Here is a 17,528-nt window from a genome sequence, read left to right on the forward strand (position 1 = left end):
CGACTGTCTTGATCTGGATCAAGGTTTTCGGTTGCGACACCATATATTGTGGGTGTTTAGAAATTGACCCCAATATATAGAATGAAACGTACCATGAATATTTCCGAACCTTCTCGTATCCCTTCAGAATCGATCGCTCGCTACCAGTTGTCCGAGCGCTTGCTGCGCCATCTCAAGGTGGCCTTGTCGGAGAGCGGAACGGCTTTCTCTCCGGAGCTCTACGCTAACATTGCTTCGCGCATGGAGGCTGCTAACGAGCAAGGCGAATTGCCTGACGAATACGCGGTGGCCGAGGAGGAGTTGGCTGGCATGGGGATGGTGAAAGCCTTGAAGGCGTTTTGGTCGGCGACCAAGGACGAGACTGTCGATTCGGTGAGCCGTCGCACGGGCGAGAGAGATTCGCTCGTCAGCGTGAAGCAGTCGATCGAAGAGTACATCAACAAGGTCGACTGGCGGATAAACGCGAATGCAAATGTTGGATACAGTCATGCAGGTTTGATCAACCAGTCGGCGGGTAAGCTGATCGCGAACTACTGGCTGGATCAGGTCTACTCCGAGGAAGAGGGGGAGGCCCATCGGAACGCGGACTACCATATTCACGATTTGGACAGCTTGTCTGGCTATTGCGCCGGGTGGAGCTTGCGGGTGTTGCTGGACGAAGGTTTCAACGGGGTGAGCGGCCGAGTCTCGAGTCGCCCGGCAAACCACTTCAACGAAGCCTTAGGGCAGATGGCTAATTTCTTGGGAATCTTGCAATCGGAGTGGGCCGGAGCGCAGGCCTTTAGCAGCTTTGACACTTACTTGGCGCCGCTATTGTTTAAAGACCAGTTGAGTTTCGGAGAAACGAAAAAGGCGGTCCGCCGTTTCGTGTATAATCTCAATGTACCCGCTCGTTGGGGACAGAGTCCGTTCACGAACATCACGCTCGATTTTACTCCGCCGCAGGACTTGGCCGGGCAGCAGCCCAGTCGCAACTATCGTCACCTTTTCGAAGGGGTGGAGGATGCGGCTCTCGAAGCTTTGGCTCGCGAGCGGGGCGTGGAGCGGCTAACGGATTTGCGCTACAAGCATTTCCAGAAGGAAATGGAGATGATCGATATTGCCTACTACGAGGTGATGACGGAAGGCGACAGCCAAGAGCAGCCGTTTACGTTTCCGATTCCGACGGTGAACATTACGGAAGATTTCGACTGGGAATCTCCTGCAGCGGAGGCCTTGTTCGACAACACGGCAAAGGTCGGAAACTCCTATTTCCAGAATTTCCTCGGGAGCCAATGGATGTACGACGAGGAGGGGAATAAGGTGCCCAACCCCGACGCTTACCAGCCCAATGCGGTTCGCAGCATGTGCTGTCGCTTGCAGCTCGACTTGCGGGAGCTCTTGAAGCGGGGCAACGGCCTGTTCGGTTCGGCGGAAATGACGGGGTCGATCGGCGTGGTGACGATCAACTTGGCTCGGCTCGGCTACAAGTTCCAAGGCGATTGGGATGGGCTTAAAGCGGAGGTGCTGCGCTTGATGGAATTGGCGAAGAGCACTCTGGAAAAGAAGCGCGTGTTCATCCAGTCCTTGTTCGACCGCGGCTTGTTTCCCTACAGCAAGCGCTACCTCGGACACTTCAGGAATCACTTCAGCACGATTGGTGTGAACGGCTTGAATGAGATGCTGCGTAACTATTCGGAGGACCGCTACGACATAGCGACCGAAACTGGGATCAAGATGAGTATCGACTTATTGGATATGGTTCGTGAGCGCATGAAGGTCTTTCAGGAGGAGACCGGCAACCTCTACAACCTAGAAGCCACTCCCGCTGAAGGAACGACTTATCGCTTTGCGAAGGAGGACAAGAAACGCTTCGCTGGGATCGTACAGGCAGGCAGCGGCGAGAACATTTATTATACAAACAGCAGCCAGTTGCCAGCGGGATACACGGACGATCCGTTCTACGCCTTGGAAAAGCAGGACGCGCTGCAAAGCAAGTACACGGGCGGCACCGTACTGCATCTCTACATGGATGAGCGGCTGGAAAATGGACGCTCCTGCAAAAGCTTCGTCAAGACGGCTCTCAGCAACTTCCGGCTACCGTACCTAACGGTCACGCCTGTCTTCTCGGTGTGCGAGGATCATGGATACTTGAACGGCGAGCAACCTTGCTGCCCGCAGTGCGGTCAGAATACTCAAGTTTGGACCCGCGTTATGGGATATCATCGCCCTGTCAGCAGCTTCAACCGGGGCAAGAAGGGCGAACATAGGGAACGGAAGCACTTCTCCTTGAAGGCGAATCCGCATCTTCCACTCTTCGAATAGGAAAAAGGAAGCGATTAAAAATTAGCGGACGGCAGCTCCTGGGAATTGCCGTCCCATCTAGCATTTGTGTCCGTATGACTGATACGTGGAAGAAACGTTTACCCTTGTCGGCGGTAACCCGCTTTAGCCTGCAGGATTTCCCTGGACGCTCGGCTTGTATTCTTTGGCTGAGTGGCTGCCAAATGCGTTGTTCGTACTGCCACAATCCAGAGCTGGCGCTCGGCAGGGGGGAAAGAATTTCGGTCGATGGAGTGCTTTCCTTTCTCGAGCGCAGGAAGGGGCAGCTTGATGGCGTGGTGCTTTCAGGTGGAGAGTGTCTGCTCAGCTCCTCCGTGCTGGAACTCGTCCGGGCAGTGAAGTCGATGGGCTATCTCATAAAAGTGGATACGAATGGCGGCTATCCGGACCGCCTGGATACGCTCTTAAAGGAGGGGCTTGTGGACTATGTCGCGATGGATTTCAAAGCGCGGCCGGGAGACTACGAGCAGGTGACGGGCTGGGGTGACTTTGGAAAGTGGGAGCATTGCTACGCTTTGCTGCAGGAAAGCGGAATCGATTGGGAGCTGCGCACCACAGTTCACAGCGACATCGTGGGCGAGCGAGCGGTGGACGAGATGATGGATTTCCTGGACTCTCGAGGTTTCGGGAAGACGCTCTACTTGCAGTTGTTTCGCCAGGGGAAGACATTGGGAAACGTGGCGGATATGCGGAGACGCTTTGAGCTGGCTCGCCTGTGCCTGGATCGGAGCTACGAGGTTCGCTTCCGGAATTTCACGCAGGCCGAAGTGAATGCATTGGTCAGTGGTAGGCCGCTTGAGGCAAACGTGACTGGTTAGAGAGAGGCTCGCTCGGATTTCAGGGCAGCCGTTTTTGAATCGATTAAGGCCTCGAGTGTCTTCTCCTTGAATAGGGATTCGAGCGATTCGCTGATGGCGTTCAGGGAATTGTGCAAGGGATGTAGGCAAGTGTGGCTATGCATTTGGCTTTTATAGCAACAGGGCAGTCCGTCGCACTTTTCGAAGACGCGAACGATTTCTATCAAGCAAATTTCGCTTGGATGGCGGGCGAGAGAGAACCCTCCGTGAGGTCCGTGGGAGCTTTGGGCGAATCCGGCTATGACGAGGGCGTTCATGGTTTTGGATACCGTTGGCTTGGGAAGCTGAATCCTGCGGGAAATTTCAGACGAGCTGACCTTGGAATCAGCTTTTTCGTAAGATTCAGCGAGACAGGTCAGGCACGCGATGGCGTACTGGGAAAATTTTCCGAACTTAATCATGGGGCATGAGGTAGGAAGTGTTCCTTTGTGTCGGGCGAGAGCTGGGAGGCGAGCGCGTGCGATAAGGAACGCTTACGTTCTGTATTATGGGGGCAATTAACCGCATTTTTGGGGAGGGACGCGAGCCTCTTGCCCTCCGGTTTTGATCTAGATCAAGGCTCCGGCGGAGATTTCGCCGTATTCTTTGTTAATCGCCGGAATAACGGCCAACCCCATCATCACATGAAACTATCGCAAATCATAAACAAAGCCGTCGCGGCGGGAGTTTGCTCTCTCGCTAGTTTCGTGATGGCTCAAGACGAACTTCCTGTCGAAAACGCCGTTTTGACGCATGCTCCCAATGTGCCCCCTCCCATCGAGCGCGACTATCCCGCGAAAGTGGTGGTGAACCTCGAAACGTTAGAGCTAAACGCTCGATTGGCGGACGGGGTTGAGTATACCTTTTGGACCTTTGGGGGAGAAGTACCCGGAATGTTCATACGCGTTCGCGAAGGTGACTTCGTGGAGTTTCATCTAAATAACCATCCTTCCAGCAAGATGCCGCACAATATCGACCTGCATGCGGTGACGGGTCCGGGCGGGGGAGCGGCGTCCTCTTTCACGGCTCCGGGGAAGACGACGCGCTTCACTTTCCAAGCCATCAATCCCGGGCTCTACGTTTACCACTGCGCTACGGCTCCGGTAGGCATGCACATCGCAAACGGTATGTATGGCTTGATCCTCGTTGAGCCAGAAGAAGGTCTGCCTCCGGTGGACAAGGAATACTATGTGATGCAAAGCGAATTTTATACGAAGGGCGCTTATGGAAACGAAGGTTTGCAGCCCTTCAGCATGGAGAAAGCCCTGACGGAAATTCCTGATTACGTTGTGTTCAACGGATCAGTCGGAGCGATGGTGGGAGACAACGCGATCACGGCCGAAGTGGGCGAGACCGTTCGCCTCTACGTCGGAAACGGCGGGCCGAACCTCGTATCCAGTTTTCATGTCATCGGCGAAATCTTTGACAAGGTCTACGTAGAAGGCGGGACCAAGACGATCAACGAAAACGTGCAAACGACGCTGGTGCCCGCTGGCGGATCGGCCATGGTCGACTTCAAGCTGGATACGACAGGAACCTATATCCTGGTCGACCACTCGATCTTTCGCGCCTTCAACAAGGGTGCTATCGGCATGCTGAAGGTCGGCGGAGAAGAGAACAAGGACATCTACTCCGGGAAGGAAGAAGAGGGCATCTACTTGCCCGAAGGAAGCAGTATCCAGAGTATCCCTGGCGCTCAGGCAGCTGCTCCTTCAGGAGCCTTGAGTTTCGCCGAAAAGATGGAATCGGGAGAGCGGATCTACGCTTCCAACTGCGCGGCCTGTCACCAACCCGGCGGTGCTGGTATCACCGGAGCGTTTCCTCCTCTAGCTGACTCCTCCTATTTCAAGAACGACCCAAAGAAGGTGATAGATGTAGTGGTGAACGGTCTACAAGGTCCCATCGAGGTTAACGGAAAGGGCTACAATGGAGTGATGCCTGCGGTCAATTTGAACGACCAGCAAGTTGCTAGCGTGGTGACCTATGTGTTGAACAGCTTCGGCAACAAGCTAGGCGAGGTCACGGCGACAGACGTCATGGAAGTCAAGAGTGCTCACTAACAAGCCTGCGAATTTATATCACGGATAAACAAGTCATAAGGCGGCCCTTGCGAGAGGGCCGCCTTTATTGTGCGGAAATCAGTACGATGGATTGGTGATTGTGGGAGTGCCCTTGTCGCTCGATTGCTGCGATGGACTTATGTGCTGCGATGGACTTATGTTGTGTATTCGCGTGAGAAGCACGCTCCCACGAATCGAATAACGCCCCTCGCTGGTGTAAACTACGCCGGGTTGGTGTTGCGTCATGTTTCTGATGTCGCGATAGAGGTAGCGCTGAGCTTCAGCCAGCGAACTCGGAGCTTGGATCTAGCAATGCGGCCGCTGTCTAAAGTGCGTGTTTCGTTTGCGGCTCTGATCGGCGCTATGTTTTTGAGCTTAAAGCTCTCTCAGGTAGGCGGACAATCCTTCGCGGTCCTCGATGAGGATGTCGCGGGTGTTGACGGTTATGAGGCCTTCCTTGCGGAAGCGGGCAAAGGCGCGGGAAAGCGTTTCGCTGGTCACGCCGAGACGGCTGGCGAGGACTTTCTTGGAAAAGGGGAGGTTGACGATGTCGCTTTCGCTTTCGAGTTGGCGCAGCAGCCAGTTGGCGAGGCGGCACTCGATTTGCTTGAACTTGAGGTCCTCGATCATCTGCACGAGGTGCTTCAAGTGCAGGCTCATGGAGGCGAGCATGCTCATGGCGAGATCGGGTCGTTCTGCGATGAAGGAGCGAAATGACTTTTTGGATACGAGTATCACTTGAGTTGGCTCGAGTGCGGAAGCGGTCGCTGGATAGGTTTCCAAGGTCGAGAGGGTGGCTTCCGCGAAACAGTCGTGGGGCCGGAAAAGGCTGATGACCTGCTCCTTCCCTTCGATGCTGATACGGCTGAGGGATATCGATCCGGTGTGGACGATGTAGAAGCCTTGCGCGACTTCACCTTCGTGAAAGAGGATCCCGTTTTTGGGCAGCTTCACGATGCGGCAGAGTTGCGCGAGTTTGCTGAGCGAAGGGGAGTCGAGCCGTTTGAAGAGTTCGGTTTGGCGCAGGCTGTGCGATATGGCGGTCAGGGCGGCCTGATTGCTGGGTTTTTCCTCGATGGCTGGGGAATGCGAGGTGATTGTTGGGGCGGGCATAGAGCTAGGAGTCGAGTTTTGCGAGTTTTTCGAGGGTGGGCTTATTGTCAGCACCGAGTCCGTTTTGCTGATGCACGATTTCCCCCTTGGCATTCAGTAAGGTGATAATGTTGGAGTGCGTGTAGTCGCCGGTCGGCGTCTTCGCGTAACGGACGCCGAGTAGATTGGCGAGCTCCAGAACGTCGCCAGGAGCGCCGTTCAGGAGCGTCCAGCGGGAGGTGTCGAGTTCCTGTTCGGACGCGTAGGCTGCGAGGCGTTCTGGGGTGTCGCGCTCTGGATCGATGGATACGATAAGGATCTTCGCCTCGGAGTCTGCAGGGAGCGAGGATTCGATCGCTTTAAGGTCGGCAATGAGCCTCGGGCAGGCGTATTGGCAGTTCGTATACGCGAGGGCGACGAATTGAGGTTGTCCGGCAAGGTCGGCTAGGACGATTTTATTACCTGTCTGGGTCTGCCATTCGGAAGTGACTTGGTAGAGGGAGAGGTCGGAAGGGGCGATTTTGGCGAGTGCTGCTTCCCATTTCTCTTGGGCGATGCGGCAGCATGAATGGTCGGCTTGCAGCTCGGGTGGAGCTTGGGGATGCATGGGGCAGCTCGCATTGAGCTCGAAGGGTGCGGTAAGGGCGACGAGGAGGGTGGCTGGTGCGATGATTTTCATTTCGAGGCGGGGGTGAGGTTTTTGGGCAGGTCGCGGGCACAACGGAAGCCAAGATTGTTTACGGAGTATTTTGCTTGGAGGCTGCTGCGGAACCCGTAGCGCATGAAAGCGGCGTAGTCCTTGAAGTCGGATGCGCCGACCGAGGCGCTGCCGCAGAAGAATTTTCGCTCGAGTCCGGTGTCGCCGCGGGATTCGCCGGTGGTGAGAGAGGTATTGAAGTCCTCTACCCATTCCCAGACGAGTCCGTGAAGGTCGTAGATTCCGTGGACGTTACGAAAGCTGCCCGGAGCTTGGTCCGCGTATCCAAGATTTGGACGTCCGTACCATTCGAGGATGCGTTGATGGTAGCTGGGATCTTCCCGACCGTTGGCGGAGGTTTCGCTCGCAAGGGCTGCATACTCCCATTCGGCCTGAGTGGGCAAGCGTTTGCCCGCCCAGCTCGCGTAGGCTCGCGCGGCGTACCAGGAAATGTTCACGACAGGATGGTCTGCATAGGGTTCTAGGGCGGCGCCGAGTCGTGTGTCGCTCTCCCAATGGTTCAAGTAGGTCTCGTCGGCAAAAAGGGGAGACACTCGCGAGCGTTGCCAGCGGGGATTCTCGGTGACGAACGCGAGGAACTGGCGGTTCGATACGGGGTGTTCGTCCAGCTCGAAGCTAGCGACGTTCCGTAGTTTCGGCTGGTCGGGCGAAGTGAAGAGGGGTTCGTATTGCCCCTCGGGGATGAGACGCATTGGTGTTGTGTCCACTGGCGACGATGCAAAGGTCGCTGCGATGGTCGCCAGGTACCCAAAGATTAGTGCGAGAGCTTTCATTGGCTTTAGTGGCTGCAGGGTGTGTCGTCGGGATCAGGTGTCGCAGATTTGGGGGCGACCAGGAAGATCCATGCGAGGGCGACGGAAAGCCAAAGCGCCGCTGCGGCGTATAGCTCGACCGCCCGCCAAGAGGGACTGATGTCCATGAGCAAGCGGCTGGCTGCACCGCCGAGGAGGATAGCGATGCCGATCAGAAGCGGCTTCGCGCTGTGGCGAGCATGCTTGAAGCTGCCGCTGTGTCCGAAGATGACGCGGCAAGATACGAGTAGGATCGAACCGGTAAGGCCCACGATGAAGAAGATATGCAAGGCTGCAACCCGGAGGTGCGGGTAAAGGGCGATGACAAGGAAGCTGGCGACGAGCGAGGCGCAGCAAAGGACTAGGTGGAGGCGTTGGCTGGTCGTCGACTTTGCGCGCTTAAGCAATGGTGTTTCAAAGGCGACGTACAGTCCGCAAGCGAGGGCGCGAATGGCGTAGGCCGCGCTGGCGTTGCCCTTCATCTCCAAGGGGATGGTAGCGAGGAAAAGGAGTATGGTGGCGACGGCCCAGGCGGCGCGTTTCAACCAGGGAATGCTGGGCAGCGGGTTTTCCGGGAAGTTCTGGGGATTGGGCGATCCGGTGAGTTTGGGGAAAAAGAAAGCCCCAATGCCGATGATGGGCAAGGCGGGAAAAGATTGGAACAAGAGGACTCGAGAAAGGGTATAGCTCGTCGCTCCACCGTTCCCGAGGGAAAGTTGAAGAAGACAAGCTGCACCCACGAAGGCGCTGAGCAAGCCGGCGAGGCCGAGGAGGAATCCGGGAGGCGGGAGGTCTTGGCGCTTTGCGAAACCGTAGCCCGCGAAGGCGAAGAGCGACCCGAGTTGCAGAAGAAACGCCGTGTCGGCAATGACGTTGTTTACGAGGGAGGCAAGAGCGGTCGCTAGGCTCAATCCAAGCTGGAGGTGGACGAGTAGCTTACTGGGGCTAGGGCAGGACAGAAGGCGAGGGCCGGCGGTAAGGAGGAAACCGACCACGAAGCTTCCCAGAAATCCGTAGCTCATCAACCGGATGTGGGCGTCGAGCGGGTAAAAGTCGATAAGGCCGCCCTGGAAAAGAGGCCACAAGGCGACGCCTGCGATTCCGAACGCCATCCCGAGGGGAAAGAAGATGCGGAATGGCTCCGCGACGGCCAAATCGCAGAAGCGAGATTTTGTTAGGTTCGCTGGGCATTGGCTGTTTTCCATGATGTTTGTCTTCTTGAAACTTTAAAATGGACAAAAGCATCCAAATTAAAAGAAAAAAAGAGGTTTTAGTAGTTTATTGATTCTCGAATGAACTGATTTTCTGCAATTTCGCGGCTGAAAGTGGCGATCAAGTCGCATAAATCGGATTTCGATCCGGTTCCAAGCCTCAAGGGGAGGTGTTGGAGTGCTTAAGCTTCCGGGAAGTCGGTGGCTCAAAATGGGGAATTCTTGGTTTTCCCGGGGCGTGGGGTGATTGCTCCGCTGCCTTCCATTTGTTTGTAGACGAGGGTTGCGTCGAATTGCGCAAATGGTCTTATGTTCTGTCTGACGCTGGCCTCTTCCAGCGCTTGCATATAGTCGGCTATCGCTTCGACAGGTATCACGGTCCAAGGGCATCCACCGGACGCTGGCATGATGTCCATCAGGAACCGGCCGATGCGTCCGTTGCCGTCCATGTATGGGTGAATGAATACAAAGAAGAAATGGCCAAGCGCGACGCGAACTGCGGCTGACTCTTCCAAGGATAATAAGCCTAATAGGGGTTCCATGCTTTGGGAGAGCACTTCTCGTTTCACGGGTACGTGCATCGATCCTCGAATGTAGACCTGCCCGCGTCGGTAGCCTGCCGGGTCGGCCGGAGCATGAAGTCCGAAGAAGACGCTTGGGGCGAAAAGTTCCCGGTACCAGCTGCCATGGTCTGAGTCGGCTACCTTGCCTAGATTGCCGCCTTCCAGAACCGCTTGAACGCTTCAACGGACTGTTTGGAATGACTGCCAGTACCTGCGGGCCGCCATGGCATCGGGGTGCGCTAGATCCGTATCGATGTCATCGGGATTCCAGCTGTCGCTTTTGACGCACTCGATCAACGCTGGCGTCACTTTGTAGCCTTCGATAGATGGCGAGTTGTAGCCGTCGGTCGTATAGGCATCAACCGCGGATTTCATCTAGCGATTTTTCGCTTTCGGCGGTCCAGGCGCTTGCGGGAATATTTCGGTCACGTGTTTTCGCATAGTCTGCCATATCAGGTTTGTGCGACTGGCAATGGGCGAAGTACCCGCTTGGGCGATCCGAACTCTGACGCCGTCTACGAAAGGGTCCGATTCCCTAACCGAATATCCTGCCGCTTCCATGGTCGCGACTATTTCGTCCGCGATTTTCGTACTCCCAATATTGCGGTAAACTCCCGCCAGTCTACCTGCGACCGTGCTGCGCCCCCCTCGGGGAGCCTTGAGAGTAGTGGTGACGCGTCGCGTAGCATCGCGAGGGCCGCTCGGGCCTGGTTGGGGATTGCTTGAAAAAAGTCGGGCTAACTGCGACGAAAGCGTATTCTAGTGAAAAGAGGCGCAGCCCTTCGACTTATAATGATTCCTCGGACGAGGGGATATTCGCTTTTATGTCGAATAGGGAAGTGCCGTGGGGAATGTTCGTCACCTTGTTGCCGGCGTTCTTTGCTCGGACAAGCAGTTGACCAGGTACAGTCCAGTTCCCCGCCTGCAATTTGAGTGAATGCTCGGACGACAAGCTCCATTCGGAACCGAAGCGTTCGTTGAGGTAAGCGGCGCAGAACTTCCAGAAAGTGGCGTACTATGCTGTGCTCTCGCCGTTGGTTTCGTCCGATGGTGCTGGAACCTACCATCCCTTGATGACTTCCTGAAGGAAGCCGTTCTTCAGAAGCCGCTCCCGATCCGTCCGCGAGAGGTCTCAGGAGCGGATAGCTGCCGTTCCTTTGTCTCCTTGGAGCTTACAAAGGCTTTCCAGGGATTTGGCCAACTTTTCGGATTCTCCGCATCTTGCAATGCGAATTAATTAGATGGTGCGTCGCTGACTGTTTGCATTGGATGTTGTGCCATTCAGGTTCTTCGGGAGTCAAAGTAGCCAATTTGACCTTTTCCTAAATTACACATTATTACACATTTACTCTGTAAGTCGTTGATAAAATGCTAATAAATAAGGATTCTGGTTCCTTCTGTCGGGGTTCGAGTCCCTGCGAGGCTGCCACTTTAGAAAAGTGGTGACTGTCAGTTTCGGGTTTAGCGCTTTGCACCCGAATGAACGCGTCGACGCAGGGGCGAGAAGCCCGAAGGGGTTGGGCTCTTGTGGTCATGTCGCCATTTCAATGGCTCGGTAGACGTAGCGAAGCGGAGAAGGGCAACGCGCAGCGTTGGGGCGAAGCCCTGAGGTTTCCCTCGCATGGCGTACCGTTACGCTTGCGCTGGTCGCCGTGCTGTTTCTTATCCGGAGAGCCTCGTTTTGCATCGGGTGCTTGTATTGATGGGAAGGATACGGCGACAAGCGTCTATCGTAGCAAGGCTGGCTGGTGTTCGCGAAGCGCTCAAAGCTGCGCCGTCTTGGCGGCTCCTCCGCAGGCTAGCCAGGAGGAAAACCTATCCGTGCTGCTGGACGCAGCTTAGGTGGAAGTGAACTTCGGCTTGCAGGGGGCGCGACGAGGTAGGTCGATTCCGAGCGGCATGGATTTGGAGCGGGTTTTTAGCAAGTCCACTACCAAGGTTTCTTTGAAGGCGGCTTCGACCGTTTTCACCGCGTCGTTCAGGCCGCGATGCATGGGGCACAGGCAGCTGCCGTGCTCCTTGAGGCCGAGGGGGCAGGAGTGGATGCGTTGGATGGGATCGACGGCGTTGATGACATCCAAGACGCTGAGTCCGTCAGGGATACATTCAGGCGGATGCCGCCCCTCGTGCCGCGCTGGCTTTTGGTTATGCCGGATTTGGCGAGCGATTGCAGCACTTTGGACTGATAGTCGAGGGGAGTGCGGGTACCTTCCGCGATCTGCCGTGTCGTCTGGGATTCGTCGGGAGTCTGGACCAGCCAAACGACGGCTCTGAGGGCATACTCGGCGGTATCGGAAATGACTTTCATGCTAGAAGCAATTGGATGAGAAAGTCCTGTACGGCAAGTTACTCTTTGGAGGTGATCGGATGTCTTGGGCAGGCGATGATTGCTTTGTCCTATGCTTTCATATCCGCAAGGAATTCCGTCGCATTTATGCCGTAAGCCTCCGCAGGCCCGCTTAGGCAAGGGACGGCGCTCCAGGAGGGCGTTTCGAATTTATAATCCTTGGGGAGTGGTCGGGAGGGGCGTTCGTGGCGGACCGAATCTATTAGGCGAGAGCGTGCGATAAGAAACGCTTACATTTTCTATTATGGTTTGAATTAACGGCATTTTAGAGGGAAACTCGAGGGGCTATCCGTCCCGTTCTTGATCTAGATCAAGGCCAAGGCGGAGAATTTTTCGTATATTGTATTAATAGCCGGATTCTCGGCCAACCCCTTCCCCATATGAACAGATCGCAAATATTAATCGCCGCCGTGAAAGTGGGTGTTTTTACGCTCGCAAGCTTCGCGATGGCTCAAGACGAACTTCCTGTTGAAAACGCTGTTTTGACGCACGCTCCTAATGTGCCGCCCCCCATTGAGCGCGACTATCCCGCGAAAGTGGTAGTGAATCTTGAAACGCTAGAGTTGAACGCGCGGTTGGCGGATGGGGTTGAATATACGTTTTGGACTTTTGGGGGTGAAGTACCCGGAATGTTCATACGCGTTCGAGAAGGCGATTTTATTGAATTTCATCTCAACAACCATCCCTCCAGTAAGATGCCCCATAATATCGACCTGCATGCGGTCACGGGACCTGGTGGAGGAGCGGCTTCCTCTTTTACGGCGCCGGGTAAGACGACGCGCTTCACTTTTAAAGCGATCAATCCCGGTCTTTACGTTTACCATTGTGCTACGGCCCCAGTTGGCATGCATATCGCAAATGGCATGTATGGCTTGATCCTCGTGGAGCCAGAGGAGGGCCTACCTCCGGTAGATAAGGAATACTATGTCATGCAGAGCGAATTCTACACGAAGGGCGCTTATGGAAACGAAGGCCTTCAGCCGTTCAGCATGGAGAAAGCCCTGACGGAAATTCCTGATTACGTCGTGTTTAACGGATCTGTCGGAGCGATGGTGGGGGATAACGCAATTACCGCGGAGGTGGGCGAGACCGTCCGGCTGTACGTTGGAAATGGCGGCCCTAACCTTGTATCCAGTTTTCACGTCATTGGAGAAATCTTCGACAAGGTTTACGTAGAAGGGGGAACCAAGACGATTAACGAAAACGTGCAAACGACGCTAGTGCCTGCTGGTGGATCGGCAATGGTCGACTTCAAGCTAGAGACGACAGGAACCTACATTCTGGTAGACCATTCGATCTTTCGAGCTTTCAACAAGGGAGCGATCGGAATGCTCAAGGTCGGCGGAATGGAGAACAGGGAGATTTACTCCGGTAAGGAGGAAGAGGGAATTTACCTGCCTGAGGGCAGCGGCATCCAGAGCATTCCGGGAGGTATGGAGGCTACTCCTTCAGGCCAGTTGAGCTTCGCCGAAAAGATGGAGTCTGGAGAGCGGATCTACGCTTCCAACTGCGCGGCTTGCCACCAGCCCGGTGGTGATGGCATCGCAGGTGCGTTTCCGACTTTGGTCGATTCTTCCTATTTCAAAAATGATCCAAAGAAGGTTATAAGCGTAGTGGTGAATGGCCTACAGGGCCCCATCGAGGTAAATGGAAAGAGCTTCAACGGGGTGATGCCAGCGGTCAACTTGAGCGACCAGCAAGTTGCCAGTGTGGTGACTTATGTGTTGAACAGCTTCGGCAACGAGCTCGGCGAAGTCACGGCGACAGACGTCATGGAGGTTAGGAGCGCCCACTAGCGAGTGGGTGGACCTTTACCAGCGATAAACAAGTCGAAAGTCGGTCCTCGCAAGGGCGGCAGCCTAGGCCGCCCGAGGGAATTGCTTTCTCTTGAGAGCGCTCGAAACAGGATTGTTGAATCGAAGCTCGAAGCGTATCCACGCGCCAGGCACGATGGCTCGGATGGAGTCATGCCCCCAACAAGCTTGCTTGCGCCCTTCTACAGTTCCGTCACGTAGGCCGATAGTCCGTCGCGGTCTTCGATGAGGATGTCGCGCGCATTGACAGTAATGAGGCCTTCATTGCGGAAGCGGGCGAAGGCGCGGGAAAGCGTTTCGCTGGTGACGCCGAGTCGACTGGCGAGGACTTTCTTGGAAAAGGGTAGGTTTATGATGTCGCTCTCGCTTTCGAGCTGGCGTAAGAGCCAGTTCGCGAGCCGGCATTCGATTTGCTTGAACTTCAGGTCCTCGATCATTTGCACGAGGTGCTTCAAGTGAAGGCTCATGGAGGCGAGCATGCTCATGGCTAGGTCGGGTCGTTCCGCGATGAAGGAACGAAAGGATTTTTTGGATACGAGTATAACCTGGGTCGGCTCGAGAGCGGAGGCGGTCGCTGGATACGTTTCCAAAGTCGAGAGCGTGGCTTCCGCGAAGCAGTCGTGAGTTCGGAAAAGGCTGATAACTTGCTCTTTTCCCTCTATGCTGATGCGGCTAAGGGAAATGGTTCCGGTATGTACGATATAGAAGCCTTGCGCGATTTCGCCTTCATGAAACAGGGTCCCGTTTTTGGGCAGCTTCACGATGCGGCAGAGTTGGGCGAGCCTGCCGAGTGACGGGGAGTCGAGGCGCTTGAAAAGTTCGGTTTGGCGCAGGCAGAGTGAGATAGCGGTCAGGTCCGCCTGAGTGCTGGGTTTAGCCTCGATGGCTGGAGGTTGTGGGGAAGTTTTGGGGGCGAGCATGGAGCTAGGAGTTGAGTTTTGAGAGTTTCTCGAGAGTGGGATTGATGTCAGCCCCGAGTCCGTTTTGCTGATGCACGATTTCCCCTTTGGCGTTCAGTAGGGTGATAATGTTGGAGTGCGTGTAGTCGCCTGTTGGCGTCTTCGCATAGCGGACGCCCAGCAGGTTGGCGAGTTCCAGTACGTCACCAGGGGCTCCGTTCAGAAGCGTCCAGCGGGAGGTGTCGAGTTCTTGCTCGACCGCATAGGTGGCGAGCCGTTCAGGGGTGTCGCGAGCCGGGTCGATGGAGATGACCACAAAATTAGCATCCGAGTCTGAGGGAAGGGCGGACTCTATCGCTTTGAGATCGGCAATGAGCCGTGGGCAAGCGTATTGGCAATTCGTATACGCGAGGGCGACGAATAGAGGTCTTCCAGCGAGGTCGGCTAGGACGAGTTTATTCCCGGTCTGATTTTGCCATTCGGAGGTGACTTGGTACAAGGAAAGCTCGGAAGGGGCGATTTTGGCGAGGGCCGCGTCCCATTTTTCTTGAGCGATGCGGCAGCATGAATGGTCGGCTTGCAGCTCGGGTGGAGCTTCAGGGTGCATGGGGCAACTCGCATGGAGCGAGAAGGGCGCGGTGAGGGCGACGAGAATGGTGGAGTGTATGATGAGTTTCATTTCGGGGCAGGGGGCGATTCTTCAGGCAAGTCGCGGGCGCAGCGAAAGCCAAGGTTGTTGACGGAGTATTTCGCTTGGAGGCTGCTGCGGAAGCCGTAGCGCATGAAGGCGGCGTAGTCCTTGAAGTCGGATGCTCCGACCGAGGCGCTGCCGCAGAAAAATTTTCGCTCCAGTCCGGTGTCGCCGCGGGATTCGCCCGTAGTGAGCGAAGTGTTGAAATCTTCGACCCATTCCCAGACGAGTCCGTGTAGGTCGTAGATGCCGTGCGCGTTGCGGAAGCTACCGGGGGATTGGTCTGCGTATCCAAGATTTGGACGTCCGTACCATTCGAGGATGCGCTGGTGGTAGCTGGGATCCTCCCGGCCGTTGGCCGAGGTTTCGCTCGCAAGGGCAGCGTATTCCCATTCGGCTTGAGTTGGCAGGCGCTTTCCTGCCCAGCTTGCGTAGGCACGTGCGGCGTACCAGGAAATGTTCACGACAGGGTAGTCGGCATAGGGTTCGAGGGCGGCGCCGAGTTGCGTGTCGTTCTCCCAATGGTTCAGGTAGGTCTCGTCGGCAAAAAGGGGAGACACTCGCGAGCGTAGCCAGCGAGGGTTCTCAGTAACGAACGCAAGGAACTGGCGGTTCGATACGGGGCGCTCGTCGAGCTGGAAGCTGGCGACGTTCTGTTGTTTCGGCTGGTCCGGCGACGTGAAGAGGGGTTCGTATTGCCCGGCAGGGATGATGCGCATGGGAGTTGGGTTAACCGGCGGCGTTGCGAAGGCCGTTGTGATAGTTGCCATGTATCCAAAGATTAATACGAGAGCTTTCATTGGCTTTAGTGGCTGCAGGGTATGTCGTCGGGGTCGGGGGTAGCAGACTTCGGGGCGACCAGGAAAATCCATGCGAGTGCGACTGACAACCATAGTGCAGCGGCTGTGTAAAGTTCGCCCGTTCGCCATGCGGGACTGATGTCCATGTGCAAGCGGCTGGCTGCGCCGCTTAGGAGAATAGCGATGCCGAGCAGAAGCGGCTTCGCGCTGCGGCGGGCATGCTCGATGCTGCCGCTATGCCCGAAGATGACCCGGCAAGAAACGATCAGGATCGAACCGGTGAGTCCGACGATAAAGAAAAGGTGCAAGGCGGCGATCCGAAGGCGCGGGTAAAAGGCGATGACAAGGAAGCTGGCGACGAGCGAAGCGCAGCAGAAGACCAAGTGGAGGCGTTGGCTGGTCGGAGACTTCGCGCGCTTGAGCAAGGGCGTTTCGATCGCGACGTACAGTCCGCAAGCGAGAGCGCGAATAGCGTAGGCGACGCTAGCGTGGCCTTTCAGTTCAATTGGGATCGTAGTGAAAAAAAGAAGAATAGTGGCTACGGCCCATGCGGCGCGTTTCAGCCAGGGGAGACTGGGCAGCGGATTTTCCGGGAACTCTTGGAGATTCGTTGCCCCTGTGAGCCTAGGAAAGAAAAAGGCTCCAACGCCGATGATTGGCAACGCGGGAAAGGCCTGGAAGAGCAAGATTCGTGAAAGGGTATAGCTCGTCGCATTGCCGTTGCCGAGCGAATGCTGGAGGAGGCAGGCGGCTCCAGCAAAGGCGCTGAGCAATCCGGCAAGTCCGAGGAGGAAGCCGGGCGGTGGGAGGTCTCGACGTTTTGCGAAGCCGTAACTGGCGAAAGCCAAGAGGGAAGCTATCTGCAGAAGAAATGCAGCGTCGGCCAGGGCGTTGTTGACCAACGAGCACAGAGCGATGGCCAGGCTGAACCAAAGCTGGAGGTGGACCAGGAGCTTGTTCGGGCCGGGGCACGACAGGAGGCGTGGGCCGGCGGTGAGCAAGAATCCAACCACGAAACTACCAAGAAATCCGTAGCTCATAAGCCGGAGGTGGGCGTCGAGCGGATAAAAGCGGACGAGGCCCGCTTGGAAAAGAGGCCACAAGGCGACGCCTACTATCCCCAGGGCCATCCCGATGGGGAAGAAAATGCGGAACGGCTCCGCTACGGCCAAACCGAAGAAGCTAGGTTTGGCGAAGTTATTTAGGCGCTGGCCGGTTTCCATAGCTTTTGTTTCCTCAAGCTTTTAAAATGGATAAAGTTGTCCAAATTAAAAGAAAAAAAGAGGGTTTTGTAGGTTATGGGGCATTGTTAGCGTTGGAGAGCGAAAGGGACTGCCCGTGGCAGTTGCGGCAGATCGTCTGGTTAGTCAGAGAGGCGTCGTTG

Annotated in this window: 17 protein-coding genes; 4 read left to right on the plus strand and 13 right to left on the minus strand. The window is 55.8% G+C overall.

Features of this window, described 5'->3' with window-relative positions:
• The first annotated feature begins 93 nt into the window (after nt 1–93).
• Entirely contained in the window at nt 94–2,304 is a 2,211-nt protein-coding gene (locus QEH57_RS16495) for a ribonucleoside triphosphate reductase (RefSeq protein ID WP_309007868.1), read from the plus strand.
• A 74-nt stretch (nt 2,305–2,378) separates the two neighbouring features.
• Nucleotides 2,379–3,140, plus strand: a complete 762-nt coding sequence (locus tag QEH57_RS16500; protein ID WP_309007869.1) for an anaerobic ribonucleoside-triphosphate reductase activating protein — start codon at nt 2,379–2,381, stop codon at nt 3,138–3,140.
• Here QEH57_RS16500 and QEH57_RS16505 read toward each other — a convergent pair.
• Nucleotides 3,137–3,580, minus strand: a complete 444-nt coding sequence (locus tag QEH57_RS16505; protein ID WP_309007870.1) for an Rrf2 family transcriptional regulator — start codon at nt 3,578–3,580, stop codon at nt 3,137–3,139. The two genes, QEH57_RS16500 and QEH57_RS16505, sit on opposite strands and share 4 nt — an antisense overlap.
• 288 nt (nt 3,581–3,868) lie before the next feature.
• On the opposite strand from QEH57_RS16505, the gene nirK (QEH57_RS16510) reads away from it, so the two are divergent.
• The gene (gene nirK, locus QEH57_RS16510) at nt 3,869–5,218 is read left to right on the plus strand and encodes a copper-containing nitrite reductase (RefSeq protein ID WP_343224799.1); all 1,350 of its coding nucleotides are present in this window, start codon (nt 3,869–3,871) and stop codon (nt 5,216–5,218) included.
• A gap of 375 nt (nt 5,219–5,593) precedes the next feature.
• Here nirK (QEH57_RS16510) and QEH57_RS16515 read toward each other — a convergent pair whose 3' ends face one another.
• From QEH57_RS16515 to QEH57_RS25010, 8 genes are all read right to left on the minus strand, one after another.
• The gene (locus QEH57_RS16515) at nt 5,594–6,331 is read right to left on the minus strand and encodes a Crp/Fnr family transcriptional regulator (protein WP_309007872.1); all 738 of its coding nucleotides are present in this window, start codon (nt 6,329–6,331) and stop codon (nt 5,594–5,596) included.
• Nucleotides 6,332–6,335: 4 nt separating this feature from the next.
• On the minus strand, nt 6,336–6,989 hold the full coding sequence (locus QEH57_RS16520; protein WP_309007873.1) for an SCO family protein: 654 nt from the start codon (nt 6,987–6,989) through the stop codon (nt 6,336–6,338).
• Nucleotides 6,986–7,801 carry a formylglycine-generating enzyme family protein gene (locus tag QEH57_RS16525; RefSeq protein ID WP_309007874.1) on the minus strand — a complete coding sequence of 272 codons (816 nt, stop codon included), beginning with the start codon at nt 7,799–7,801 and terminating at the stop codon, nt 6,986–6,988. The genes QEH57_RS16520 and QEH57_RS16525 overlap by 4 nt, the downstream gene beginning before the upstream one ends.
• A gap of 5 nt (nt 7,802–7,806) precedes the next feature.
• On the minus strand, nt 7,807–9,024 hold the full coding sequence (locus QEH57_RS16530) for an NnrS family protein (protein WP_309007875.1): 1,218 nt from the start codon (nt 9,022–9,024) through the stop codon (nt 7,807–7,809).
• Nucleotides 9,025–9,236: 212 nt separating this feature from the next.
• Nucleotides 9,237–9,611, minus strand: coding sequence for a Fic family protein (locus tag QEH57_RS16535; protein WP_343224796.1), 375 nt, complete (start codon nt 9,609–9,611; stop codon nt 9,237–9,239).
• Between the two features lie 162 nt (nt 9,612–9,773).
• The gene (locus QEH57_RS16540; protein WP_309007876.1) at nt 9,774–9,968 is read right to left on the minus strand and encodes a hypothetical protein; all 195 of its coding nucleotides are present in this window, start codon (nt 9,966–9,968) and stop codon (nt 9,774–9,776) included.
• Between the two features lie 1,463 nt (nt 9,969–11,431).
• The gene (locus QEH57_RS16545) at nt 11,432–11,674 is read right to left on the minus strand and encodes a hypothetical protein (protein WP_309007877.1); all 243 of its coding nucleotides are present in this window, start codon (nt 11,672–11,674) and stop codon (nt 11,432–11,434) included.
• Complete coding sequence (locus QEH57_RS25010) at nt 11,572–11,901, minus strand: Rrf2 family transcriptional regulator (RefSeq protein WP_343224797.1); 330 nt, start codon at nt 11,899–11,901, stop codon at nt 11,572–11,574. Before QEH57_RS25010 ends, QEH57_RS16545 begins: the two co-directional genes overlap by 103 nt.
• Nucleotides 11,902–12,386: 485 nt before the next feature.
• Between QEH57_RS25010 and nirK (QEH57_RS16550) the strand changes: the two genes are divergently transcribed.
• Complete coding sequence (gene nirK / locus QEH57_RS16550; RefSeq protein WP_343224800.1) at nt 12,387–13,736, plus strand: copper-containing nitrite reductase; 1,350 nt, start codon at nt 12,387–12,389, stop codon at nt 13,734–13,736.
• 200 nt (nt 13,737–13,936) lie between these two features.
• On the opposite strand, the gene QEH57_RS16555 is transcribed toward nirK (QEH57_RS16550), so the two are convergent.
• The 4 genes from QEH57_RS16555 to QEH57_RS16570 are packed head-to-tail and all read right to left on the minus strand — an operon-like array spanning nt 13,937 to nt 17,367.
• Nucleotides 13,937–14,674 carry a Crp/Fnr family transcriptional regulator gene (locus tag QEH57_RS16555; RefSeq protein WP_309007879.1) on the minus strand — a complete coding sequence of 246 codons (738 nt, stop codon included), beginning with the start codon at nt 14,672–14,674 and terminating at the stop codon, nt 13,937–13,939.
• Between the two features lie 4 nt (nt 14,675–14,678).
• Nucleotides 14,679–15,332 carry an SCO family protein gene (locus tag QEH57_RS16560; RefSeq protein WP_309007880.1) on the minus strand — a complete coding sequence of 218 codons (654 nt, stop codon included), beginning with the start codon at nt 15,330–15,332 and terminating at the stop codon, nt 14,679–14,681.
• Nucleotides 15,329–16,114, minus strand: coding sequence for a formylglycine-generating enzyme family protein (locus tag QEH57_RS16565; protein ID WP_309007881.1), 786 nt, complete (start codon nt 16,112–16,114; stop codon nt 15,329–15,331). The genes QEH57_RS16560 and QEH57_RS16565 overlap by 4 nt, the downstream gene beginning before the upstream one ends.
• A 35-nt stretch (nt 16,115–16,149) precedes the next feature.
• Nucleotides 16,150–17,367 (minus strand): NnrS family protein, encoded by a 1,218-nt coding sequence (locus QEH57_RS16570; RefSeq protein ID WP_309007882.1) that lies wholly within the window; start codon nt 17,365–17,367, stop codon nt 16,150–16,152.
• Nucleotides 17,368–17,528 lie beyond the last annotated feature (161 nt).

The sequence above is a fragment of the Pelagicoccus sp. SDUM812005 genome (assembly GCF_031127875.1).
GTDB lineage: Bacteria > Verrucomicrobiota > Verrucomicrobiia > Opitutales > Opitutaceae > Pelagicoccus.